This window comes from Sphingobacterium sp. WM, from assembly GCF_029542465.1.
In the GTDB taxonomy this organism is placed as follows: Bacteria; Bacteroidota; Bacteroidia; order Sphingobacteriales; family Sphingobacteriaceae; genus Sphingobacterium; species Sphingobacterium cellulitidis.
This window is the reverse complement of sequence record NZ_CP120709.1, coordinates 2,645,156-2,667,485: the sequence shown is the minus strand read 5'-3', so window position 1 is coordinate 2,667,485 and position 22,330 is coordinate 2,645,156. Positions and strand designations below refer to the sequence as shown.

General features: G+C 35.5%; 22 protein-coding genes and 3 tRNA genes. 9 read left to right on the top strand and 16 right to left on the bottom strand.

Translation table 11 applies throughout. The features are described from left to right. Window positions 1-178: 178 nt before the first annotated feature. Entirely contained in the window at window positions 179-571 is a 393-nt protein-coding gene (locus PZ892_RS11410) for a VOC family protein (protein WP_277711272.1), read from the bottom strand. Between the two features lie 284 nt (window positions 572-855). Here PZ892_RS11410 and PZ892_RS11405 point away from each other — a divergent pair, with 284 nt between their 5' ends. After that, window positions 856-2,046: an aspartyl protease family protein gene (locus PZ892_RS11405; protein ID WP_277711271.1), complete on the top strand. Its 1,191-nt coding sequence runs from the start codon at window positions 856-858 to the stop codon at window positions 2,044-2,046. A 144-nt stretch (window positions 2,047-2,190) separates the two neighbouring features. Here the strand turns inward: PZ892_RS11405 and PZ892_RS11400 are convergent, their stop codons facing one another. From PZ892_RS11400 to PZ892_RS11385, 4 genes are all read right to left on the bottom strand, one after another. Then, entirely contained in the window at window positions 2,191-2,424 is a 234-nt protein-coding gene (locus tag PZ892_RS11400) for a DUF2071 domain-containing protein (protein WP_277711270.1), read from the bottom strand. Window positions 2,425-2,615: 191 nt separating this feature from the next. Further along, window positions 2,616-3,398: a hypothetical protein gene (locus tag PZ892_RS11395; protein WP_277711269.1), complete on the bottom strand. Its 783-nt coding sequence runs from the start codon at window positions 3,396-3,398 to the stop codon at window positions 2,616-2,618. A gap of 616 nt (window positions 3,399-4,014) precedes the next feature. Continuing rightward, a tRNA-Ser gene (locus tag PZ892_RS11390) sits at window positions 4,015-4,101 on the bottom strand. Between the two features lie 114 nt (window positions 4,102-4,215). Then, window positions 4,216-6,348 (bottom strand): HDIG domain-containing metalloprotein, encoded by a 2,133-nt coding sequence (locus tag PZ892_RS11385; protein ID WP_277711268.1) that lies wholly within the window; start codon window positions 6,346-6,348, stop codon window positions 4,216-4,218. Window positions 6,349-6,510: 162 nt separating this feature from the next. Between PZ892_RS11385 and rpe the strand changes: the two genes are divergently transcribed. From rpe to PZ892_RS11365, 4 genes are all read left to right on the top strand, one after another. After that, on the top strand, window positions 6,511-7,191 hold the full coding sequence (rpe, locus tag PZ892_RS11380) for a ribulose-phosphate 3-epimerase (protein WP_094255801.1): 681 nt from the start codon (window positions 6,511-6,513) through the stop codon (window positions 7,189-7,191). A gap of 144 nt (window positions 7,192-7,335) precedes the next feature. Next, window positions 7,336-9,600 (top strand): aconitate hydratase, encoded by a 2,265-nt coding sequence (locus PZ892_RS11375; RefSeq protein ID WP_094255800.1) that lies wholly within the window; start codon window positions 7,336-7,338, stop codon window positions 9,598-9,600. Window positions 9,601-9,880: 280 nt separating this feature from the next. Continuing rightward, complete coding sequence (locus PZ892_RS11370) at window positions 9,881-11,617, top strand: M14 family zinc carboxypeptidase (protein ID WP_277711267.1); 1,737 nt, start codon at window positions 9,881-9,883, stop codon at window positions 11,615-11,617. 141 nt (window positions 11,618-11,758) lie between these two features. Next, entirely contained in the window at window positions 11,759-12,229 is a 471-nt protein-coding gene (locus PZ892_RS11365; RefSeq protein ID WP_182498235.1) for a DinB family protein, read from the top strand. A gap of 57 nt (window positions 12,230-12,286) precedes the next feature. Here the strand turns inward: PZ892_RS11365 and PZ892_RS11360 are convergent, their stop codons facing one another. From PZ892_RS11360 to PZ892_RS11320, 9 genes are all read right to left on the bottom strand, one after another. Further along, window positions 12,287-12,730, bottom strand: a complete 444-nt coding sequence (locus PZ892_RS11360; protein ID WP_182498236.1) for a nuclear transport factor 2 family protein — start codon at window positions 12,728-12,730, stop codon at window positions 12,287-12,289. 202 nt (window positions 12,731-12,932) lie between these two features. Further along, entirely contained in the window at window positions 12,933-13,355 is a 423-nt protein-coding gene (locus PZ892_RS11355) for a hypothetical protein (RefSeq protein WP_277711266.1), read from the bottom strand. 81 nt (window positions 13,356-13,436) lie between these two features. Further along, window positions 13,437-13,790, bottom strand: coding sequence for a hypothetical protein (locus PZ892_RS11350; RefSeq protein WP_277711265.1), 354 nt, complete (start codon window positions 13,788-13,790; stop codon window positions 13,437-13,439). A 340-nt stretch (window positions 13,791-14,130) separates the two neighbouring features. Beyond that, window positions 14,131-14,541 carry a hypothetical protein gene (locus PZ892_RS11345; RefSeq protein WP_277711264.1) on the bottom strand — a complete coding sequence of 137 codons (411 nt, stop codon included), beginning with the start codon at window positions 14,539-14,541 and terminating at the stop codon, window positions 14,131-14,133. Between the two features lie 116 nt (window positions 14,542-14,657). Then, a complete protein-coding gene (locus PZ892_RS11340) occupies window positions 14,658-15,017 on the bottom strand; it encodes a DUF4180 domain-containing protein (protein ID WP_094255794.1) in 360 nt (119 codons plus the stop codon). Between the two features lie 159 nt (window positions 15,018-15,176). Continuing rightward, window positions 15,177-15,380 carry a DUF2892 domain-containing protein gene (locus tag PZ892_RS11335; RefSeq protein WP_229678338.1) on the bottom strand — a complete coding sequence of 68 codons (204 nt, stop codon included), beginning with the start codon at window positions 15,378-15,380 and terminating at the stop codon, window positions 15,177-15,179. A gap of 80 nt (window positions 15,381-15,460) precedes the next feature. Further along, entirely contained in the window at window positions 15,461-16,087 is a 627-nt protein-coding gene (locus PZ892_RS11330) for a Crp/Fnr family transcriptional regulator (protein ID WP_182498241.1), read from the bottom strand. Window positions 16,088-16,378: 291 nt separating this feature from the next. Next, entirely contained in the window at window positions 16,379-17,080 is a 702-nt protein-coding gene (locus tag PZ892_RS11325) for a VIT family protein (RefSeq protein ID WP_277711263.1), read from the bottom strand. Window positions 17,081-17,152: 72 nt separating this feature from the next. Continuing rightward, window positions 17,153-18,016 carry a nucleotidyltransferase domain-containing protein gene (locus tag PZ892_RS11320; protein WP_277711262.1) on the bottom strand — a complete coding sequence of 288 codons (864 nt, stop codon included), beginning with the start codon at window positions 18,014-18,016 and terminating at the stop codon, window positions 17,153-17,155. 443 nt (window positions 18,017-18,459) lie between these two features. Here PZ892_RS11320 and PZ892_RS11315 point away from each other — a divergent pair, with 443 nt between their 5' ends. Both PZ892_RS11315 and PZ892_RS11310 read left to right on the top strand, forming a co-directional pair. Beyond that, window positions 18,460-19,287: a LytTR family DNA-binding domain-containing protein gene (locus PZ892_RS11315; protein WP_277711261.1), complete on the top strand. Its 828-nt coding sequence runs from the start codon at window positions 18,460-18,462 to the stop codon at window positions 19,285-19,287. A gap of 79 nt (window positions 19,288-19,366) precedes the next feature. Beyond that, window positions 19,367-19,999 (top strand): intradiol ring-cleavage dioxygenase, encoded by a 633-nt coding sequence (locus PZ892_RS11310; RefSeq protein WP_277711260.1) that lies wholly within the window; start codon window positions 19,367-19,369, stop codon window positions 19,997-19,999. 74 nt (window positions 20,000-20,073) lie between these two features. On the opposite strand, the gene PZ892_RS11305 is transcribed toward PZ892_RS11310, so the two are convergent. After that, window positions 20,074-20,265, bottom strand: a complete 192-nt coding sequence (locus PZ892_RS11305; protein WP_277711259.1) for a hypothetical protein — start codon at window positions 20,263-20,265, stop codon at window positions 20,074-20,076. A 489-nt stretch (window positions 20,266-20,754) separates the two neighbouring features. Beyond that, window positions 20,755-20,842, bottom strand: a tRNA-Ser gene (locus PZ892_RS11300). A 286-nt stretch (window positions 20,843-21,128) separates the two neighbouring features. On the opposite strand from PZ892_RS11300, the gene PZ892_RS11295 reads away from it, so the two are divergent. Beyond that, window positions 21,129-21,202 (top strand) — tRNA-Arg (locus PZ892_RS11295). 135 nt (window positions 21,203-21,337) lie between these two features. Continuing rightward, window positions 21,338-22,282 (top strand): alpha/beta hydrolase, encoded by a 945-nt coding sequence (locus PZ892_RS11290; protein ID WP_277711258.1) that lies wholly within the window; start codon window positions 21,338-21,340, stop codon window positions 22,280-22,282. Window positions 22,283-22,330 lie beyond the last annotated feature (48 nt).

Here is a 22,330-nt window from a genome sequence, read left to right as displayed (position 1 = left end):
TTTTTATTACTAGTAGAGGGGGGGAATTGATTGGTTTTTTCCAACATTTGAAAGTATTAGCTCAACTTAAATTGCAGCAGAGTAAATTGTGTAGATGAATTATTTAATTTAATGCCAAATTTTTTAATAAAAACTAGTATTTTTTTTCAATTGGTTGTATTCAATTGCTTTTTTTCTTCTATTTTGGGTTTGTTTGAGTACTTACTGCCCAATAATTTCCAGCAAAATCATAAAAAGACCCCCGCGCATCTGGATCCCCATCTTTATTTATAGGTTTTTCTATTATTTGACAACCATTTTCTATTGCTAATTCAAAAGTCTTGAAAACATCAGGGACATAAAGGTGTAACATTGTTTGGTTAGCTGGAAAATTTTTAGTGCTGTTACTCATCATAATTACAGAATCATCTAATAGTAATTCAATATGAGCAATTTTACCATCTACATGCTCAAATTTTCTTAGAATTTTAGCTCCAAAAATTGTCTTTATCAATTCCACTAGTTTTTGAGCATCGTCAATAATTAAATAAGGGGAAAGAGAATTGTAATTAGTGGGTTTAAAATCTTTCATGTGACCTAAATTTTGTTGTTGATTTATCTTTTAAAATGACCGTTAACAACTGTATTAACATATCTTATATAAGAAAAGTTTTGCCTATCCCACATAAGGATTATTCCATTAATACAACAGCTCCAATAAGATGAGGTAATTCTCTTAAAATATTAGTTTTTTTAACTATATGCCAATATTTATGTTAAAAACTATTGTTTATTTTCTTTACTGTTATTTTACATGAGATTTTTCGATATATTTATATGGATTTAATGATAAATTTTTTCTTCTATTTTGTTTGTATGAAATCTATATTTTTCTTTTTTGTCTTACTATTCGCCAGCTTATCCTCGTCAGTAGCGCAAAAACCCTCAGACTGGATAAATAAGGATGCACTTCAGAATAAAAATTTTGTAGATACTATTGAATTTGAAACCATTGTAAATAAAATATTTATAAAAATCAAAATAGATAGTGTAGAACGGAAATTCATATTTGATACTGGAGCTCCATGTATGATTAAAGATGATATTCTATCCCTTATTAGTCACAAATTTGTGGAGAAAAGAAATTTAGAATATGTAAACGGGAGGGTGTATGAACATTCATTTATTACTCTTGATAGTCTAAGGATTGGAAAGACTAAATTTATAAATGTTCCTGCTTTTGATATAAAAAATGAGAATTTGGATGAACTTTTTAGGTGTCTTGATTTCGATGGAATTATTGGTTCAAATATTCTTAATGGGTTATTAGTTAAAATTGACTATCAAAAGAAACATATCATTCTAAGTGATCGATCTGAAGCGTTTTTAAAACGATCAAAATCCGGAGATTTATCTATTTCTCCACATGGTAAACCATTTATTGATATTAAAATATCAACTAAAATAAAGGACAAGGTTTTATTTGATTCAGGAGATGATGGTTTCTATTCGATTTCAGACAACTTGGTTTCAAAGTTTGGAAAATCTAAGTTCCAACTTTCTGATTATTTAATTGATACTATTAAAATTAGTGATTCTCAATCTATTTCAAAATTTTTATTCAGAGACCTAAAGTTTAGTAATGTAAATTTTAAGGATGTTGTCAGCATAACTACCAGTCAATCAAATTCACGTATTGGAAGTGAGCTTTTGAAATATGGAAGTCTTATATTAAATTTCAAAGACAAGGAATTTATTTATGAACCCTATGATCTAAACGCTAAAGAAATACATCTTCCCCAAGCTATTAGAGATTTTAGCATATCACTGGAAAATGGTGTAATGAAAATAAGCCAGGTGTGGCCTAATTCAAATTCGAGAAAAATGGGAATAAAAGAGGGAGACCAGCTTCTCGAATTAAATGGTAATAAGATCGAAAGTCCCTGTAACTTTTTCCTGTCTGATGGCCTAAAAGCCAATTCAGAAAAAATAGTGATAAAGATTAAAAACCAGGAAGGAGTTATTAAAGATTATTTTTTCCAAAAGAACAGCGTTTCGAACAATTAAAAAAGTATAGTTTTGATCCATTACGTTGGACTTTGCGAAATAATGTTTTTCTAGAAAAACTCTTCCAGCAATTATTGCGTTAAGCTTTAAATTCGTATCTCTTCTGGATATGAAAACACCTTCTTTTATTTCGCAATTTTCTTCCTACTGAATTGCGATTCTGTGCGTAGCATTTTCAGAATTTACACCAACAAAGTCAGGAAATCCTTTCGGTTTAATGTTTTTTAAACGAATTAGACAAATACCTACAATCGCTTTTCCTTCAAATAATTTTGGTTTGAAAGGCTTAGGTAATATTTTTTCCACGACGCTCGGGTCTGCAATATAATTTACAAGAATACGTCTTTCAATAATACCGTGAATAGTTGGGATTTTCATTTTAAGAGTTTTGTTCGGAAACCATTGGAGCTAAGATTATTATATACGCAATTTAAGATTTTTTTTGCAAGTGAATAGGGGTTTAGGATATAACTGGTAAGAGGGCGGGATTGCCTACGGTAATCCCTTGTGGGGGAGGCTAAATGATGGAAATTAAAACCTATTCTCGTTTCTCTCGCTGGTTTTGTTATTTATTTTCCTAATTGCTTTCGTCTTTCAGAAACCTCTTTCATATAATTATCAATGTAAGGTTTTACATCCTCAAATTTTCCAACTCCATTAAACTCCGCAATTTGTTTCCCAAAATATCCTTTGAGACTGCTAGTCAATTTTCCATTACTGTATGATAAAATTAGTGAATGGTCTACCGATGCATTACCGTCCAGTTCCAATGCAAATTCTATAAGCTTTTGCGAGCAAAATATCGCATCTGAAATTAGTTTGTCTTGCGATTTTAGGTTTGTTCTTATTTGGCAAGTCAAATTGTGTGAAACATACTCTTCTTTATTGCTTTCTGTTAAGTTTAAAAATGGATGTCCAACTTGGAGTTCTCTATTATACAAACTTGTTTTGTCTTGCTCAAACCAAAAGCCTCTAGCAATAACTTCTACGAATTGGTCGTGAAATTTGAAAAGATAGTGTGAAAAATCCGTTAGCATTTCATTTACATTATTTCCGAATTCGTATGAATTGCCATAGTTTTCATTCTCATAGACGAACCGTTCCTTCAGCCACTTTGAATTTTCAACTTTATAGACCCAAGGATATTCTTGTCCTTCCTCCCAATTAGAATTGAATGGCAAATTTTCACCCCTACAAATTTTCAAAGCATCTAAGTTCTCAAAAGTTATCCGACCATATTGTTCGTCTTCTGTTTGGAAATAAATTCCGGTTAGCTTTTCACTATATATAATGTCAGGACTTAAAACAAAGTCTGCAACAATAGGTATAAAAATTCCTTTCGCTTGTTCCATTTGTGAAATTATTAATAACTGGAGTGTCGTTTTTCAAGACAACTAATGTTATTATTTATGCAATATATTAACTTTTATTACTAGTGGAGGGGGAGCGTTTAATCGATTGGTTTGAATTAGCATGCATTTTGCCGATTGGCGTGATTCTGATGAACTGTCCATCGGCATTAATTTCAAATTTTAGGTCTTCGTCTATTTCCATAATTTACTACTAAAGCTCTTAATCAAATATAATAATTAGGACACGAAAATTTACAAGGGGGTATATATGTAAAAAATGGAGTCCATACCAATACTGATTTTCAAAAGTGTGCCAAAAGTGTGACGAGAATTTCAATATTTTATGCTTTTTATACTCCTATTATTTTCGTCGTTTAAGTATGGTTTAAATGAAAATACGATAGGTTACTTACTGTTATTTCTATTGTTTACTGAAAGAGGGCGGGATTGCCTTCGGCGATCCCTAGTGGGGGAGGCTAAAAGATGAAAATTAAAACCTACGCTCGTTTCTCTCGCTGGTTTTGTTGTTTACAGCGAATTGCTTCAAAATATTTTGGCAATTCGTTGTAAACAACAAAACCCTTCAACGTAGTTGAAGGGTTTTAATTTATCTTTGCGGAGAGGGCGGGATTCGAACCCGCGGTACCGTTTCCAGTACGACAGTTTAGCAAACTGTTCCTTTCGGCCACTCAGGCACCTCTCCGGGTTTCGACAGTGCAAACATAACGCAAAATTTTCACTCTTCAAAGTCGATTTAGCGAAAAATTCCCATTTTATTCTACTCTATCAGCAACCTTTTGAATATCAATTTGTTTTTTTAATTATCTTTCTTCTTGCTTAGATCATAATCAATGCGAACATGGTAAATGCTCTTCAACATCGCCTTGAATATCTTCGCCGATTCAGAGATCTCACGCATCGTAATATCCGCATTCTGGAACTGTCGCTGCATCAATTTATGGTCAATAATCTTGTCCACTAAATTGTTGATTGATTCCTCCGTTGGCTCCTTTAATGCTCTGGATGCCGCTTCTACTGAATCAGCCATCATCAATACCGCAGTTTCCTTGGAGAATGGCACTGGACCCGGATACTTAAAGATGGACTCGTCAATAACCTTGTCCGGATTCGCCTTCACCGCCATGTTGTAGAAGTAATCTACCTTCGTCGTTCCATGATGCGTTCGGATAAAGTCTATTACAACCTCCGGCATTTGGTTCTTACGGGCCATTTCTATCCCCTTTAATACGTGGGAAATGATGATCTGTGCACTTTGTTCCGGTGTCAACTCCTCATGCGGGTTGTCGTTTGTCTTTTGGTTCTCGATGAAATAAAGTGGATTGATCATCTTTCCAATATCATGATATAGCGCTCCAGCACGGATTAATAATGGATTTCCGCCAATCTTATAAATTGCTGCCTCTGCAAGGTTAGCAACCTGTAAGGAGTGTTGGAATGTTCCTGGTGCTTTTAGAGATAACTCGCGCAATAAACGCGAATTACTGTTGGTCAGCTCCATCAAGGTCAGATCAGATACAATTCCGAATAATTTCTCAAATGCATAGATCAATGGATAGGCTAGGAGGGTTAGACCCACACTCACTGTAAACGGAAGAATGTCTTGCCAGTAGATGGAAGAGAAAGAACCGTTTCTAGTCAATACCAATCCGACATAGGCAAGAATATATGTTGCCAATATCAATACACTGGAAACAAGGAATTGCTCCCTTTTAACCAATGTACGGATGCTATAAATAGCGACCATACCTGCCGTAAATTGTAGGAATACAAAGTCAAAACTGTTCGGCACGAATAGCCCTGCTACCAAGACCATTAGAATATGGATATTCAATGCGATCCGGGTATCAAATAATAGTCTGAAGATAATCGGTACGGAACAGTAAGGGATATAGTATAAGCTTGGGATCTTGATCTTGATTGCCCAACTCAGTACACCAAGCATCACCAAAATAACAATGAAGATGATAAAGAGTAAGCGGTTATTGTTGAAGATATCCCTTCTAAAGAAATATAGGAATACCATCAGCAGCGCCATTGCCAATGAAATCAATACGAAATGACCAAAGGTCACAAGGTTTTGTTCACCACTGATCCTGGATTCATCTTCAAATACCTTACGCAATGATTCCAGCTTCTGGTAGGTCTCATTATTGATGATCTTGCCTTGCTCGGCAATCAACTCGTCTTTTTGGACCATACCTCGCGTGGTGGAGATATTGGCCAATGCCGTTTGTTCAACCTTATTGGTTTGGGATTCGTTGAAAACATAATTGATGGTGATGTAGTTCTTGAGAACTTCCGACAACCAACGCTTATGTTCAATCAGTTTATTCTTTTCTAATGCCCCAACAATATATTGGTTCGCCGATTCGATGGTGAAGCAGTCGACCGTATTTTTTTGCTGAGCAATATTATCATGGATTAACACAAAATTATATTCCAGGGAAGTGGGGTCATTTTTGGTCGAATCGCTACCCTTGATCTGGTATCGGTTATTTAACGAGACAACACCACGTCCATAAATATAGTTTAATAGGGCTGTACCAACTTCACGATAATCATTGAGGTTGCCGGTTTCAGAAGAATCCAGTTGGCTGGCTTGCCATTTTTCATTAAGGTCAGTATTGAATTGGTCGATTTGCTCTTTGCTAGCGACGTCATTCAAGTTATAGATGGGTTGGACCGTGTTAAGGATATATTGCTTATCACGTTCCATTTCCTCGGCAGTCTTTAGAATGGCAAAATTATAGGGCGAGGTCAGATTCTCATGATTCCATGGTTTTCCTTTCTGATATTCATATCTGAACCGAGGTTGTTTCGGCAGAAAAATACAGATCAGCACAATGGTAAGAATCACCATGCCGTATTTCCACATAGTGGAGTTTTGTTGAAGTTTATCCTTAGGGTAATTTATTTTTAATTTCGCCACAGTCTATTTTTAGTATTCCTAACTAACAAATGTAATTATTTTAGAGCAAACAGTACATCTCACATCTCTCAATTTGTAAGCGAATTGTAGCAATTCATTCAAAAACGGACATTGTTTTCTGATAGAGGATAATACTTGTTATCTTTGCAAAAAAATTAATACATGTCCACACAACAACACTTAATAGCACCGTCGGTATTGGCTGCAGATTTTGCCAATTTACAGCGTGATGTTCAAATGGTAAATGAAAGCGAAGCAGATTGGTTTCATATTGACATCATGGATGGTGTATTTGTCCCAAATATCTCTTTTGGATTTCCAGTAATGAATGCGATTGCGAAACATGCCAAGAAACCTTTGGATGTTCATTTAATGATTGTTGATCCCGACCGTTATCTAAAAGTTTGTAAGGACAATGGTGCCGAAATTATTACGGTTCATTATGAAGCTTGTACTCACTTACACCGCACATTAGCAGCGATTAAGGAGTTGGGATGTAAAGCAGGAGTTGCTTTGAATCCGCATACGCCAGTTTCGTTGTTGAAAGATGTGATTCAGGATATTGACCTGGTATGTTTGATGTCGGTGAATCCTGGATTCGGCGGACAGAAATTTATCGAGCGTACCTACAGCAAGATTAAAGAATTGCGGGCTTTGGCGGCTGACCAAAATACGGATGTATTAATCGAGATTGATGGTGGAGTAGGGACCTCGAATGCAGGCAAATTATTAGCTGCTGGAGCGGACGTTTTAGTGGCTGGAAGTTTTGTGTTCAGTTCGGAAAACCCGATGCAAACAATTAAGGATTTGAAGGCTGTAGACCCTACAGTTCAAATGGTTTAAGATGTTTGTTTAGAATACTTCCAAATTAGCGTGTGATGGCAGAAATGCGAATTAAACGCAGTTTTTTTTGTATTTTTGCGTAAATAGCTCATAATAGGGAGCTAATAATGGTTAAAATTAATAAATCATATTAAACTACAAATAATGGCTTTTGATATAGACATGATCAAAAAGGTATATTCTCAATATGATGAACGTATTACTGCGGCTCGTCAAGTTGTGAATAAACCATTGACTCTAGCTGAGAAAATTTTATATGCACACCTTTGGGATGGTAATGCATCTGAGGCTTACGAACGTGGTAAATCATATGTTGATTTTGCACCGGACCGTGTAGCGATGCAGGATGCGACGGCGCAGATGGCTTTATTGCAATTTATGCAAGCAGGCCGTGCTCAAGCAGCAGTTCCTTCAACTGTACACTGTGACCACTTGATTCAAGCGCGTGATGGAGCAGCAGAGGATTTAAATCGTGCTAAAAACGAAAGTTCTGAAGTATTCAACTTTTTAAGTTCTGTATCTAACAAATATGGTATCGGTTTCTGGAAACCAGGTGCTGGTATTATCCATCAAGTAGTTCTTGAAAACTACGCATTCCCAGGTGGTATGATGATCGGAACTGACTCCCACACAGTAAATGCTGGTGGATTAGGTATGGTCGCTATTGGTGTTGGTGGTGCTGATGCATGTGATGTAATGGCTGGATTACCTTGGGAACTAAAATTCCCTAAATTAATCGGTGTAAAATTAACTGGTAAATTATCAGGATGGGCGGCTCCTAAAGATGTAATCTTGAAAGTTGCTGGTATCTTAACTGTAAAAGGTGGTACTGGTGCTATCGTAGAATACTTCGGTGAAGGTGCTGAATCATTATCATGTACTGGTAAAGGTACGATCTGTAACATGGGTGCTGAAATTGGTGCTACAACTTCAACTTTCGGATACGATGAGTCAATGGAGCGTTACTTACGTGCTACTGACCGTGCTGAGGTTGCTGATGCTGCAAATGCCATTAAACAACATTTAACAGCAGATGCTGAGGTTTATGCTAACCCTGAACAATACTTCGATCAATTGATCGAAATCAACTTATCTGAGTTAGAGCCTTCATTGAATGGTCCTTTTACTCCAGATTTGTATACTCCAATCTCACGTATGCGTGAGGAAGCAGGTAAAAACGGATGGCCTACAAAAGTAGAGTGGGGATTGATCGGATCATGTACCAACTCTTCTTACGAGGATTTATCACGTGCTGCATCTATCGCTCGCCAAGCGGTTGAAAAAGGTCTTGTAACAAAAGCTGAATTTGGTATCAATCCAGGTTCTGAGCAAGTACGTTTCACTGCTGACCGTGATGGTTTATTGAAAACTTTCGAAGATCTTAACGCTACTATCTTTACTAATGCATGTGGACCATGTATCGGTATGTGGGATCGTGCTGGATCTGAAAAACAAGAGAAAAACACAATCGTTCACTCCTTCAACCGTAACTTCGCGAAACGTGCTGACGGAAACCCGAATACTTTTGCTTTCGTAACTTCACCTGAAATGGTAGCAGCAATCGCTATCTCTGGTGACTTAGGATTTAACCCACTTACTGACACTTTAACTAACAAAAATGGTGAGCAAGTGAAATTAGATCCACCTACAGGTGATGAATTACCAGAAAAAGGATTCGCAGTGGATGATCCTGGATATCAAGCTCCTGCAAAAGATGGTTCAAGCGTTACTGTAGATGTATCTCCAACTTCTGATCGTCTGCAATTATTAGAACCTTTCGCTGCTTGGGAAGGTACTGACCTTAAAGGCTTGAAATTATTAATCAAAGCTAAAGGTAAATGTACTACTGACCACATCTCTATGGCTGGTCCTTGGTTGAAATACCGTGGTCACCTAGACAACATCTCTAACAATATGTTGATTGGTGCAGTAAACTTCTTCAACGATAAAACTGATAATGTGAAGAACCAATTGACTGGCGAGTACGGTCCGGTTCCAGCAACTCAACGTGACTACAAAGCTCACGGAATTGGTTCAATCGTTGTTGGTGATGAAAACTATGGTGAAGGTTCATCTCGTGAACACGCTGCTATGGAGCCTCGTCACTTAGGCGTTCGTGCTGTATTAGTGAAATCTTTCGCTCGTATCCACGAAACTAACTTGAAAAAACAAGGTATGCTTGGTCTTACCTTCGCTAATAAAGATGATTACGATAAAATCAAAGAAGACGATACAATCGATATCATCGGATTAACTGAATTCGCTCCTAATAAACCGCTTACATTGGTGTTACACCATGCTGACGGTTCTTCGGAAGAAATTCTTGCTAACCACACTTACAACGAACAACAAATCGGTTGGTTTAAAGCTGGTGGTGCATTGAATATTATCCGTGCGAATCAAAATTAATTAGAGTATTTAGTAGTTAGTATTTAGTATTAAGATTGATTTTCTAGCTGAATATTGGTTTTAAAAATTTGCTAACTCGAAAAGGTGCTGTTCCGTTGGAATGGCACCTTTTTTTTATGAATTTGATTGAAACGGCATTTTGAAAACTTGAATGTTTGAAAAGTTAATTGGTTAGATATTTTAGAAATGAAGTCCTTTATATCTCAGTGGAATGGGTTACTGTCCGTCAACAAATAAAAATATTCCATATCTTTATTCACCTAAATAAACCAAACAAATAATGAATATAAGCTTATTGAAAAGCATTGGATTGGCTGTTTTATTAATCAGTACCGGAATAATGGAAACAAAAGCTCAGAAAATACCTTATGAATTGGATGCCAAGAAGAATACTACGGTAACTTATCAGGAACTCCAAGACTATTATGCTACCTTATTGAAGGGTAGGAAAAATGTGAAAATCATGGATATTGGTTTGACCGATGTTGGCAAGCCATTACAGCTGATCGTTCTTTCTAAGGATGGTGATTTTGATCCCAAGAGCATTAAAGCGAAAGGGAAAGCTGTGATGTTGATCAATAATGGGATTCATCCTGGTGAACCTGAAGGGATTGATGCTTCCATGATGTTCATTCGGAATTTATTGAAGGAGGATAAACTGCCGGATAACCTGGTGCTCTGTGTAATTCCGGTTTATAACATCGCAGGGATGCTTAATAGGGGTGAGTCTAGAGTAAATCAAAATGGACCTAATGAATATGGTTTCAGAGGTTCCAGGCAGCATTATGATTTGAACCGTGACTTTATTAAAGGCGATACAAGAAATTCCAGACTGTTTCAAAAAATCTTTAGCACCTGGGATCCCGATGTGTTTTTTGATACGCATACCAGTAATGGGGCGGATTACCAATATGTAATGACCTTAATTGAAACGCATAAGGATAAACTTCATAAAGATCTTGCGCCCTATATGAAATCCAAGTTTACGGATGAATTGTATAAGAGGATGGAAAAGGCAGGATTTCCAATGGTTCCTTATGTGAATTCAAAAGGAGAGACTCCAGAGAGTGGTTTGGTTTCATTTTTAGAAAGTCCTAGATATTCAACGGGATATGCAGCTTTGCATAATACCATAGGATATATGCCGGAAACACATATGTGGAAACCCTATCAGCAACGTGTGGAGTCTACCTATGCCTTGATGAAAAACTTGTTTGAGGTTTCTGTTCTAGAGTCCAAGGAATTGGTCGCATTGCGTAAAAATGTAAAAGCTCAGGTAGCTTCTCAAACTGACTTTCCTGTTAGCTGGGCATTGGATGCTGAATCAGTAGAACAAATAGAGTTCAAGGGCTTTGAATCAGGAAAGAAAGCAAGTGAGGTTTCAGGACAGGATCGTTTATACTATGATCGTAATAAACCTTTCAGCAAGCAGGTGCCTTATTTTTCAACTTACAAACCTACTATAATCATTAAAAAACCGAAAGCATATATGGTTCCTCAGGCTTATGATAAGCTGATTGAATTGATGCAAACCAATGGGGTGAAAATGAAAGCATTGGAAAAGGATGAGGTCAAGGAGGTGGAGATGTATTATATCACATCCTATAAAACTCAGGGAAGTCCCTATGAAGGACATTATCCGCATAATTCTGTTGAAATAAAGGCTGAAACCATGAAAGTTCCCTTTTATAAAGGAGATTGGCTGATCGAAACAAATCAGGATATCAACCGTTATATTATCGAAACCTTGGAGCCTCAGGCAATGGATTCATTTTTTAATTGGAATTTCTTTGATGCTATCCTTTCACAGAAAGAGTATTTCTCGGCTTATATTTTTGAAGATACTGCTGCAGAACTATTGAAAAAGGATGCTAAGCTAAAGAAAGATTTTGAAGATGCTAAAAAACAGGATCCTAAATTAGCTGAGAATGGTAGAGCTCAATTGGAATGGATCTATAAACGTACGCATCACTATGAACATAACTATATGTTATATCCGGTGGGTCGAGTGATGTAGATAACTATTAAAGGATTAGAACTTCCAAGAATTGATTTTTTTGGAAGTTTTTTTATGATTTATTGATTGAAACCTGCTGACAAAAGGCTGTCATTCCATGTTCTTAAATTTGATTATTCAATCATTTAAATAGAAAATATTATGAGCACAAACGGATTTTTTTCAAAAGCAGAATTCTTAAATCATTGGCAAGGCCATAGAAATTTAACAAGAAATACCATTGAGAAATTCCCTGAAAAGGAATTATTTGAATTTAGCATTGGCGGAATGCGTCCATTTGCTGAATTGGTAAAGGAAATATTAACCGTTGGGCTTCCTGGATTGGAAGGAATGGTGAATAATACCACAGAAGGATTTAATCATGATGTGCCATTTAATACTAAGGAAGCACTTTTGGCAGAATGGGATAGGCAAACTCCATTGATTACAGAATATTATAATCAAATTCCAGAGGAAAGATTTCCAGAGCATTTCAATCTATTTGGTCAATTTAATGCGCCAATTTATGAGAATCTATTATACTTTGTGGATAATGAAATTCATCATCGTGGACAAGGATATGTTTATCTGAGAAGTCTAGGTATTGAGCCTCCAATGTTTTGGGATAGATAAAATAAACAGAAAGGCTGCTCTAACCATAGAGCAGCCTTTTATATATGTTGTATCCAATTATTTTTCTTCGAAAACTGAGTTTACTTCAGTGATTTTCCATCCTTCATTATCTTGTACCATGGTTAGGTAGTCAGTGCGTTTGAAGTTGGAGAAGTCAAGGGTTACTTTTGCTAAACTGTATTTTCCAGCTTTTTCAACGATTTGATAATCACTGTCACAGTTGAAGGTTACACCTTTTTGACCCTTGATCTGTTTGATATATGAGCTTTTTGAAAGCGGAGCCTGATTGTATTCTGTGTTGTATTTTAAGCTGAAGTTATCAGCGAATAAATTATCTACATGTTCTACATCACCTTTTACTGAACTGTTGATGTATGCATCAACCACATTTTCTACGACTGCATTATTTAATTTGTCCTTGTCTTTATCGATTGCAAATGCTGTTAATGATGAAGCGAATAATAGACCTGCGATTGCGAATGTTTTTACTAGATTTTTCATGACTTATAGTTTTAATGTTTAATACCTGTTTTATTTTTTTGTTATTATTTCTTATTTGATATCTCAAAGGTAGTGCGTAAAAACAGGCAGTAACAGGCTAAATAGGTCAATTCTGAAGCTTTCTCGGTAAACATTGCGGAAAAATCGGTGAATATTCTTGCTTGGGACTTAGGATTTTTCACCGAGGCATTGGTCGATATTATCAGGATTCTGAATTAAATCCTTCCAGGGTTATTCTCTCAGCACCGATGCGAATAATCCGATTACTCATGAAATTAAAGATTAGGTCATCATTCTCCTTGGCGGTTCTTTGATCTATTAACGCATTATGAATTTCCCTTTCGGAAGAAGGATAGTAAGTAATTCCATCAATACAGGTGTCATTCCATATTTGATCCTGATCAGGGGCTTTGTTTAGTAAATATGAATAATTGTAAGCATTGAATTGAAGAAATTCAAAAGGAGGGTTCAATAATAGATTATCGGTCTTTTGAAATAACAAACGAATCTCAGTTTTTGAAATCATAACCTTCTCCGCAATAAAATCATATTCATTGTGTAAATCTATTTCGTGTCCATCAAAATAAACATAGATCAGGTCGTGAATTTCAAAATTTGTTAGCATCCCTTAAAATAATAAATATTAAGGGTAAAAAAACAACCTAAAGAATTTTCTTTAGGTTGTCTTACTTATATTTAATTGAGATTAGAAGCTAATCACATAGCTTGCATATATAGAATCAGCATTTTTAAGTATTACTTCAATGCTTTGTTGCCCTCCATTGTTCACAGGGCGTTTTATTTCGAATTCCTCATTTACATTTACAGATCCTTGGGCTTCATCATTTACATAAATATCCAAAGGAGTATAAACTTGATCACCAGTTACTTTGAACTTCAACTTCATCGCTGAACTTGAAATCAAGGTTATGGTTCCTGAGGGATTGGCTTGAGCATATTCAACATTATTCATATTTAATTCTGAAGGAATTTCTGTGGTTTCAGGGTTTCCAAAAAGTATACTTCCTATAAACATTGCTGAAAAAAATAGTTCATTCATATTAGTAGTTTTTATGTTTTATGTTTAATAAATCTATTGTAATAACGATGTTACATTTGAGAATATTGCATTTACCATGCCAAAAGGAAGTTTTTAAGGTTTTTTAACGACTTGTATGGAGGTGAAAATGTATTGCAAAAAAAATCCTGAGCTGGGGAAGCTCAGGATTTTACCAAACCAATTATTAACCTAAATTATGAAATTACTCTTTTTTACTCTTTTGCTTTTCTTTGATATTATAACGTCCTCAAATGGTAATTCGTGTCACTGAATTTGAGGATTAACATCTTTTAACAAAGAATTAGTGTATTTCAATAAGAATAACTGGATTTCTAATATTTTAATCTCGTGAAACAATATTTTTTGCAAAATATGCCATAGGAAAATATGCGAACACTAGGTCCACAAAGGTAAACCAGATAGGAGAGGGTAGCATAATAATAGAAGCTAATCCACCAAGAAAGAAGAATACGGCTATAACCATGGCAAAGGTAAACTTCTTGCTTGCGGCAATCCAAGCTGCTACTAAAGCTCCTACAAAGGTACCTAAGGCATGAGCCAAAAATGGGAAAACAAAATGTTTGGGTTCAAATAAATGCATTCCTGCCTTTAATCCTTCCGATGTGCTGACATCAATTCCTTCTGGTGGAGGTATAACCATAGGGCTAATGGTAACCAAAGCCATATTGACCAAACTTCCCACAACAATCCCAAGTACTACAGCTAGCAAATTTCTAATTACTGCATTCATTTCTTTTCATAATTTTTAACAAATGTAATTCAAAATGAATGGAAATATTGCTGATCAAGAAAATTAATCTGATTTATTTTTTAGTCTTGATATTCCTAGGGAAATTTAGTGATAAGTTAAGTTGAAAGCTTGGATTTAGCAATCTCTACGGAATCGACAAAATTTACGAGTTTACCTTTATTACTTTCGAAAATGAATTCCTTTAAATGATTGCAATCATATTTGCTGAAATTTCCAACAATTGCAAGTCGGACACGATAGGTTGAAAATTTTTGTAATATCTCACCCGCTAATTTTGTCCTTAAGTCAAAAAACTTGGGATGAATATTCTTTTCATGAATAATTAATCTTTCGTAGCCCTGATAATAGATATCGCCCATTACTTGAGTTCCATCTTCCACTGTTTGCCAGACGTAATCATCTGCAAGTATTTCTGCAACTTGTTGGTTGTTAAGGAAGTGTGATATAATCTTCATGCGTAATTTTAAAATAGTTTGTAAACATAATCATTCTCTGTGAAAATGTTTATTATTTCCTTATGAAAAATAATTACCGAAAATAGGTAAAAGAAACCCCACTTAAGGGATCTAAGTGGGGTAAGGTATAAAGATAATAGTTATTGTGATTTTCGTTTCTTAAGCGTTCGTCGTGCTCTTTTTACAAGTTGAAATTCCCAAAATACTGTATATAGGACATATGCCAATGATACTAGTAAGTATGAAAATCCCAGCAACGACTAAAAGGACAATAGCTAATGTTCCTGAAATTACATTTGTGAAATATAATATCGCAATGATTATCGCGATAATAATCCTTATTAATTTGTCTTGTGATCCCATGTTCTTTTTCATAACAAGTGATTTAGGGTGAACACTAAAACAAAAATGGTTTTTATTTTATTGTTTGTCAGTGACTTTTATCACATTAAGGATAAAATTTCTACTTTATTTCTAAAAAGTTTCAAAATGCCTTTTTGTTCCAATTGTTTCAACAATCTTGAGATCACTTCCCTCGAGGTTGAAAGCTCATTTGCGATTTCTTGATGGGTAATATTTAGTGTATCACTCTGAACAGCCTCTGATTTTGCCTTCAGATATTCCACTAATCGCTCATCAACTTTTTTGAATGCAACACTATCTAATGCTGAGATAATTTCCTCATAGCGATTATCCATCGTTCTTAGGACAAACATCCGCCAACTTGGATAATTCTCATACCATTTCACTGAAATGGATGCAGGAACAGCTATCAGTTCTACCTTTTCTTCAGCAATTGCCTTGATGTTGCTTAGTTTATTCATTAGGGAAGTCGACAAGGAAACAGCGCAGCTCTGGCCTGATTTGATATAATATAAAATCAACTCATTACCTTCACTTGTTTCCCGAATAACCTTGATTGAACCTCTCAACAAAAGGGGAATAACCTTGATGTATTTATTGGGCTCCACGATCATATCGCCAGCCTTAAACTCAAGCTTGGAACCCACCTGCTCTAACTCGGCCTTAAGCTCCTGCTCCAAGAGAAAATCAAACTTCCTGTTATTCATTTAATAGATAGTTGTGTAAATACAATTGTTTAAACAATTTTAATGTTTAAACAATAAATATAGATAATGAGTAAATAAGGAAATGCTAATATTTCTAAAAAATAAAAAACAATAGCCTTTCGGCTACATTTTTTGGCTAAAAAACCTCTTTTATTGTTGATAAACTCTATTTCGGCCATTTATTTATCCTCATAATAAATTGAATTAAGCCGATGCCTGATATTTAAGTCATTGAATGCAATTGAAATTAATATTTGATGAACTGAGTTAAATCATGATGCCCATAAGACCTCATATCGATACCCCAAATATATAGCCAACCAGCGCAGATAAAACCATGGCGATAGTACCCCAGATTACGATTCGAATGACTGCCTTTGTCATATTGGAACCTCCTGTTTTCGCAGATACTGCCCCTAAGATTATTAATGAAATTATTGTGAAACCATATAGGTAGTATTCCATATTATCGACGGGCGCAAAAAGAACTACCAGCAAGGGCAGGAGTCCGCCTGCTGTAAAGGCTGCTCCTGAAGCTAGGGCTGCCTGGATTGGGTTTGCCTGATTGATATCAGTAATCCCTAATTCATCTCTAACATGGGCTGCTAAAGCATCATGAGCTGTCATTTCCTTTGCAACAAGCATCGCCGTTTCCTTTTTTAATCCTCTTTCCTCATAGATTTTTGCCAGCATCTGTAGTTCTAATTCTGGCATTTCATCCAATTCCTTCTTTTCACGCTTGATATCCGCTTTCTCGATATCTGTCTGCGAACTTACTGATACATATTCTCCTGCCGCCATGGATAATGCACCTGCTACCATACTCGCGATAGTCGCCAATAATATAGGATCTCGGGTGCTACTTGCTGTAGCAATACCAATTGCTAGACTTGAAACTGAAATGATTCCATCATTTGCTCCTAATACGGCTGCACGTAACCAGTTACTCCGATGGATGTAATGGTTCTCTAGGTAGTTGTCGATCGTTGTCATGGGATTGCGATTATGAAGATTAATTTAAGCAATTTTATCCTAATACTTGCCCAATCCAGTTTTAACAAATTTCTACTTCTTTATGGAAAATAATGGTTGATAAAACCCTGATGCCAATGAAACGGTTTCTTCAAATAAAGACAGCAATACTTTATAGTTTTCCAATAAGGTGCTTTTTGCCGTTAATATTGATTTTACTTTTTGCTCAAGCTTGACAGGGCAATAGGAACTTTTGCTAAGAATTTCGATAGCTTTTTTATCAGTGATTGGATAGATTTCATTGAGTGCAAATAAAGCCTGAACAATGGCCTTTAAGGCTCTTGTAAAACAACCGAATGTATTGAAGTAATCATTGTTTTTCGCGAATCCTTCTGCATTGATTAAGGTGAATTCTGCTGACCATAAGGAATCCTGGATAATCGTCTTTTTGAGGTTCTCCGGATAAACTTTGACCAATGATTTTAAATATTGGATGATCTGTTGCGGGTCGTAAATTGGCTGGCAGGCTTCTATTTCTGCCAAATAAAATATGGAGGAAAATCCATAGGGAGGTTGTTGCTCAAAATGATTTTCCCATATACCTTCTGTAGCATCTTGAATGGTTTTACGGATTTGGTTGATGTTGCGATACAGAAAATCGACTTTTCCGAATTCAGTATTTATCCAAGCTCCACCATTGACCCAGGGTCCCCATTGATAGAAGTCAGTAACTGTTGGATTTTCAATTGTTGAAAATTTTTCTGCAACTCCTCGGATATCATCAATCGAAAAGGGATGGTTTTCGTGATAATAAATTCCAATATCTAAATCTGAATCCTGATTCGCACGACCCGTTGCAAACGAACCTCCTAAAACAATGGCTGAAATATTTTCCAACTGCTCCAATTCAGCACAAATGTCATCTAATAATTTTTGTTTGTCTTTAGGTAGGTTCATATCACTAAATATAGGAAACAACTTATTCTCATCCAATTATTAATAGCAAGACTATTTAATAATGGTCTCTGGAACTACTGGATAATAAAAAACCTGAGCCGGGGAAGCTCAGGTTTTTATTACTAACCAATTATTAACCTAAATTATGAAATTATTTACTCTTTACTCTTTTACTCTGCTTGTACTATAAAAACGCAAAGCTTGTGCCTATCTTATATATTACTTGTTGGATTAACATTTTTTAACGGGATAAGGGATAATGTTGTAACTAAAACTCTTTTTTAATTAAAATTTAAGTTCATCACCAGGGTGAAATATTCCGAGAAACTGATTAGTTATTTAGAAATAATATTTAATTTCATATCTGAATTATTGACTCATTTTAAGAGAGTTAAGCTTCGCATTATTTCCTTATTTATTATGATCTCAATAAAGTAATAGTCATGACCCTTTCGCTGAAAAATAGATATTCTGTTTGGAACCTCGCTAAGTTGACTCCAATCTTGATCGTAATTTTCATGTCAATGATGACATTGACACTTTTGCAGGATTTCTTGGAGTCTAAACGTAGTGGAAATCAATTTTACTTTTCTGAAGATCTGCTTTTTAATTTCTTCTGGATGTTGTTTATCCCAATAATTGGTTTACTCCAAGGGGTCCTTAATAAAATAGAGCAAAAAACTATTAAACTCGTTTGTCTTTTGACGACTCTGGCAACGGTGGTACATCTTCTGATATTTCCATTATTTGCTTCCCTTATTTCCTATTTTTTCTATCACAGCCATTATAGTTATTACAAGTTTTTGTCTTATACCTGTACCCACGATTTTTTTAAGTTAATTATGGTCTATTCAGGTTATTTGTTGTGGATTAAATTTCAATCTGTAGAAAAAGAGTCAGAGGTCTCGTCTTTACAAGTCCATTTGAACATGCAATTCCTGATCAATAATGGAAAGGAGAAGATTCTGATAAAACAAGATGAAATCTTCCATATTACTTCAGCAAGTCCATATGTAAGTATACAGCTTGAAGATAAAAATTACCTCCATTCTGATACTTTGAAATCTCTTTTGGAAAAACTAAATAGCGATCAATTTATTCGAATCCATAAATCTTCTGTGATAAATATCACAAAGGTAATTTCATTAAAATCTAGGCTCAATGGTGACTATGATATTTTCCTTTCCAATGGGGAATGTCAAAGATTAAGTCGCACTTATGCTGCTGATTTCAAGAAAAGTTTTCAACCTAGTCATCGCTTCAACTATTAAACTCCTCGGGTTAAATCATTTTATTTTTACTGTCTTCTAATTGAATTTATCTTGCCGTAACATTTTAAAATACGGCTATATGAATTTAAAAAACTGTTTTTCGATTTTAATTCTCCTAACCCTCACCTTTACTTATTCGTCTTGTAAAAGTCAGGGGTTAAGAATTGTTGGCGGACCTTGTGAAGGCTGCGAAGCATTGTATGAGTACCAAGACAAAATATTGAAATCCGTGGATACCCTTCCGGAGTTCGATAGAAATGAACCAAAGATGAAAATTACCGGCATCGTCTATGAAAAGGATGGTAAGACTCCTGCTGAAAATGTGATTATCTATATTTACCATACCAATAGAAAGGGAGTCTACCAAATGCGAGGGGATGAAATTGGTTGGGCAAAGCGTCATGGCTATATTCGTGGATGGGTAAAAACCGGCAAAGATGGTAAGTATACTTTCTACTCTTTTAGACCTGCCTCTTACCCTGATGAAACTGAACCTGAACATATTCATATCACCATCAAGGAACCCGAAACCAATGAATACTACCTGGATGAATATTTCTTTGCTGATGATCCATTGTTGAAGGCTGCATTTATTAATAAATTACCGAAAAGGGGAGGTTCAGGGGTTGTGAATCCTTCATTTGAGGCTGGTATGCTGACGATCAAAAGGGATATTATTCTAGGAATGAATATTCCGGATTATGAGAAATGATCGGTTGAAAGGGGGAATATTAGAGAAAATTGAGGTAAACAAAGGAGAAGTACACCGTACCTCCCTTTTGTTGTTTAATCCTCATCAATTCGTTCGTCATCTATTTCATTTGGATAATCATTTAGCCAATAGTTTTCTTCTTCATTTTGTTCTTCAACTTCTTCTTCAGTCTTCCATTCGTCCCAATCTACGATATAATATTCTGTTTCTTGAAGTTCTTCATTAAATCTTGTGTCTGAATATTCTCTTCCGTGAATAGTTTCCATAATTTATTTATTAAATAGTAAAACAATTAGGTGAAATTAATTTAAGTAATACAGGTTTCTTGGGGTATTTTCGTTGTTGTAATCTGTACTTGATGTTTGAGTTAAATCCACAAAATATACAGGTGTATTTTGCCATAAATAAAAAAGAATAAAAGGTTAATAATTATTACAAACATAAAAGATAAATTCATTTTAGCAACTTTTAATTTTTATTTCCTTCTCAAAATACTAGGATTAAAACCTTTATTACGCAAAAAATCCCTCATCTTTCGATGAAGGATTTTTTTAACCTAATTGAGGGATTGGCTCAGCCGCTCTAATCCCGCGCTTTAGGCTTGAGCCATCCCTTGTTGGGGGAGGCTTCATACAAATCAAAGCCCGTTCGCTGCGCTCACTATGCTTTTTTGTTTTTGAAGAATTTGCTCAAACAAGTTTGTCAAAATCCATCAAAAACAAAAAAGCCTCGCTATTGCGAGGCTTTGATTTGTTTGGCGGAGAGTGAGGGATTCGAACCCCCGAACCTGTGACAGTTAACGGTTTTCAAGACCGCCGCATTCGACCACTCTGCCAACTCTCCGCGACAAAAGTACAAATTCTGACTTGATCTCCAAATAAAAAATGAAAATAAAACCCAATAAAATCCCCTTTAACGTCTAATTAAGCTGATTTTAAGCCTATTAAGCATGGAAAATATTTTATCTATCCCCGTAGAATCTAGCTTTTCCTGAAAAGCCCTTTTAAGATCCCACTGAATAATAAAAATATGTACTTGTAACGCAATTAGTTAATGATAAATGTGCTAAAAAAAGATATTTTATTTTGGTTTTATCAACCAAATACCTACTTTTGCTTCACAAAATCAAGCGCCAATAGCTCAGCTGGATAGAGCAACGGTTTTCTAAACCGTCGGTCAGGGGTTCGAATCCCTTTTGGCGTACTTAATTCCCGCTTTAATTCTTTTAAAGCGGGTTTTTTGTTTTTATACAGTTCGTAATCCTAAACTATTCCTTCTCCTTAATTCATATTTTTCAAATCAATTTCCTTTACAATCGCCAATTAATTAACTTTATATATGGCTATTAAAGACTCTGGATTCTATTCCGTTCAATTTGATCATAAAACAAACATTCAGGTATTCTATAATTTATATACTCCCGAATCAACAACTATCCTTGGAACAATCATGCTTTTACACGGTATGCAGGAGCATAGTGGCAGGTATGATGACTTCGCCTCTTTTCTCGCTAGAAATGGATTTATAGTCCTTACTTATGACCATCCCGGTCATGGCTCTACCGCAAGAGACCCGAAAAATCTTGGATTCTTCCATGAAGACCAACCCGGAGAAATATTGATTCAAACTGCAATTGAGATGACTCAATTCTTGCATGAGAAGTATAATGACTTGCCCCATTTTATTATCGGTCATTCATTAGGTTCCTTTATTACTAGAAATGTTATCCAAAGAATCGGAACTGAATTTGTTGGAGTGGTGTTGATTGGAACTGGTCATGCCATGAAAGGGAGTTCCTTTGGAACAAGCTTTTTGGGGATATTGAATAAAGTAGCGCCCAACTCCAAGTCCACATTTATGAATGATAAGTTTGCTCAAATCAATAATCGGAAGTTTAAAGATGAGATCAATCATGAGGATCTGAATTGGTTAAGCCTGAACAAAGAAAACCGAGATAATTATTTGAATGATGAATTGTGTGGAATTGATTTTACCGATAATGCATTCTATGGTGCTGCGCAGGTGACCTTATGGGGTAGTGGAAAGGATTGGTTTAAAAAGGTTCCCAACCATCTATCTTTTCTGTTATTAAGCGGGCAGGATGATCCTATAGGTGATTTTGGTAAGGGAGTGGTGAAATCAGTGGAAGAACTTAAAGAGCATGGAGTCAAGGAGGCGAAATACCATTTGTACCCACAATTGCGACATGAATTATTAAATGAAGATAATAAGAAAGAGGTTTATGTAGAGATTCTAGATTGGTTATTGATGAAAATTAAATAACGAATAATTCCTACTGACAACCCTTTGTCACAAACTAACATTCCTTTG

What these genes read in the sequence shown, in the direction of transcription:
- PZ892_RS11290 (WP_277711258.1), top strand. Translation starts at nt 21,338, where the DNA reads ATGGCTATTAAAGACTCTGGATTCTATTCCGTTCAATTTGATCATAAA.
- PZ892_RS11370 (WP_277711267.1), top strand. Translation starts at nt 9,881, where the DNA reads ATGAATATAAGCTTATTGAAAAGCATTGGATTGGCTGTTTTATTAATC.
- PZ892_RS11410 (WP_277711272.1), bottom strand. Translation starts at nt 571, where the DNA reads ATGAAAGATTTTAAACCCACTAATTACAATTCTCTTTCCCCTTATTTA.
- PZ892_RS11305 (WP_277711259.1), bottom strand. Translation starts at nt 20,265, where the DNA reads ATGGAAACTATTCACGGAAGAGAATATTCAGACACAAGATTTAATGAA.
- PZ892_RS11310 (WP_277711260.1), top strand. Translation starts at nt 19,367, where the DNA reads ATGAATTTAAAAAACTGTTTTTCGATTTTAATTCTCCTAACCCTCACC.
- PZ892_RS11360 (WP_182498236.1), bottom strand. Translation starts at nt 12,730, where the DNA reads ATGAAAAATCTAGTAAAAACATTCGCAATCGCAGGTCTATTATTCGCT.
- PZ892_RS11340 (WP_094255794.1), bottom strand. Translation starts at nt 15,017, where the DNA reads ATGAAGATTATATCACACTTCCTTAACAACCAACAAGTTGCAGAAATA.
- PZ892_RS11325 (WP_277711263.1), bottom strand. Translation starts at nt 17,080, where the DNA reads ATGACAACGATCGACAACTACCTAGAGAACCATTACATCCATCGGAGT.
- PZ892_RS11335 (WP_229678338.1), bottom strand. Translation starts at nt 15,380, where the DNA reads ATGGGATCACAAGACAAATTAATAAGGATTATTATCGCGATAATCATT.
- PZ892_RS11405 (WP_277711271.1), top strand. Translation starts at nt 856, where the DNA reads ATGAAATCTATATTTTTCTTTTTTGTCTTACTATTCGCCAGCTTATCC.
- PZ892_RS11375 (WP_094255800.1), top strand. Translation starts at nt 7,336, where the DNA reads ATGGCTTTTGATATAGACATGATCAAAAAGGTATATTCTCAATATGAT.
- PZ892_RS11350 (WP_277711265.1), bottom strand. Translation starts at nt 13,790, where the DNA reads ATGAATGAACTATTTTTTTCAGCAATGTTTATAGGAAGTATACTTTTT.
- rpe (WP_094255801.1), top strand. Translation starts at nt 6,511, where the DNA reads ATGTCCACACAACAACACTTAATAGCACCGTCGGTATTGGCTGCAGAT.
- PZ892_RS11330 (WP_182498241.1), bottom strand. Translation starts at nt 16,087, where the DNA reads ATGAATAACAGGAAGTTTGATTTTCTCTTGGAGCAGGAGCTTAAGGCC.
- PZ892_RS11400 (WP_277711270.1), bottom strand. Translation starts at nt 2,424, where the DNA reads ATGAAAATCCCAACTATTCACGGTATTATTGAAAGACGTATTCTTGTA.
- PZ892_RS11315 (WP_277711261.1), top strand. Translation starts at nt 18,460, where the DNA reads ATGACCCTTTCGCTGAAAAATAGATATTCTGTTTGGAACCTCGCTAAG.
- PZ892_RS11320 (WP_277711262.1), bottom strand. Translation starts at nt 18,016, where the DNA reads ATGAACCTACCTAAAGACAAACAAAAATTATTAGATGACATTTGTGCT.
- PZ892_RS11345 (WP_277711264.1), bottom strand. Translation starts at nt 14,541, where the DNA reads ATGAATGCAGTAATTAGAAATTTGCTAGCTGTAGTACTTGGGATTGTT.
- PZ892_RS11355 (WP_277711266.1), bottom strand. Translation starts at nt 13,355, where the DNA reads ATGCTAACAAATTTTGAAATTCACGACCTGATCTATGTTTATTTTGAT.
- PZ892_RS11365 (WP_182498235.1), top strand. Translation starts at nt 11,759, where the DNA reads ATGAGCACAAACGGATTTTTTTCAAAAGCAGAATTCTTAAATCATTGG.
- PZ892_RS11395 (WP_277711269.1), bottom strand. Translation starts at nt 3,398, where the DNA reads ATGGAACAAGCGAAAGGAATTTTTATACCTATTGTTGCAGACTTTGTT.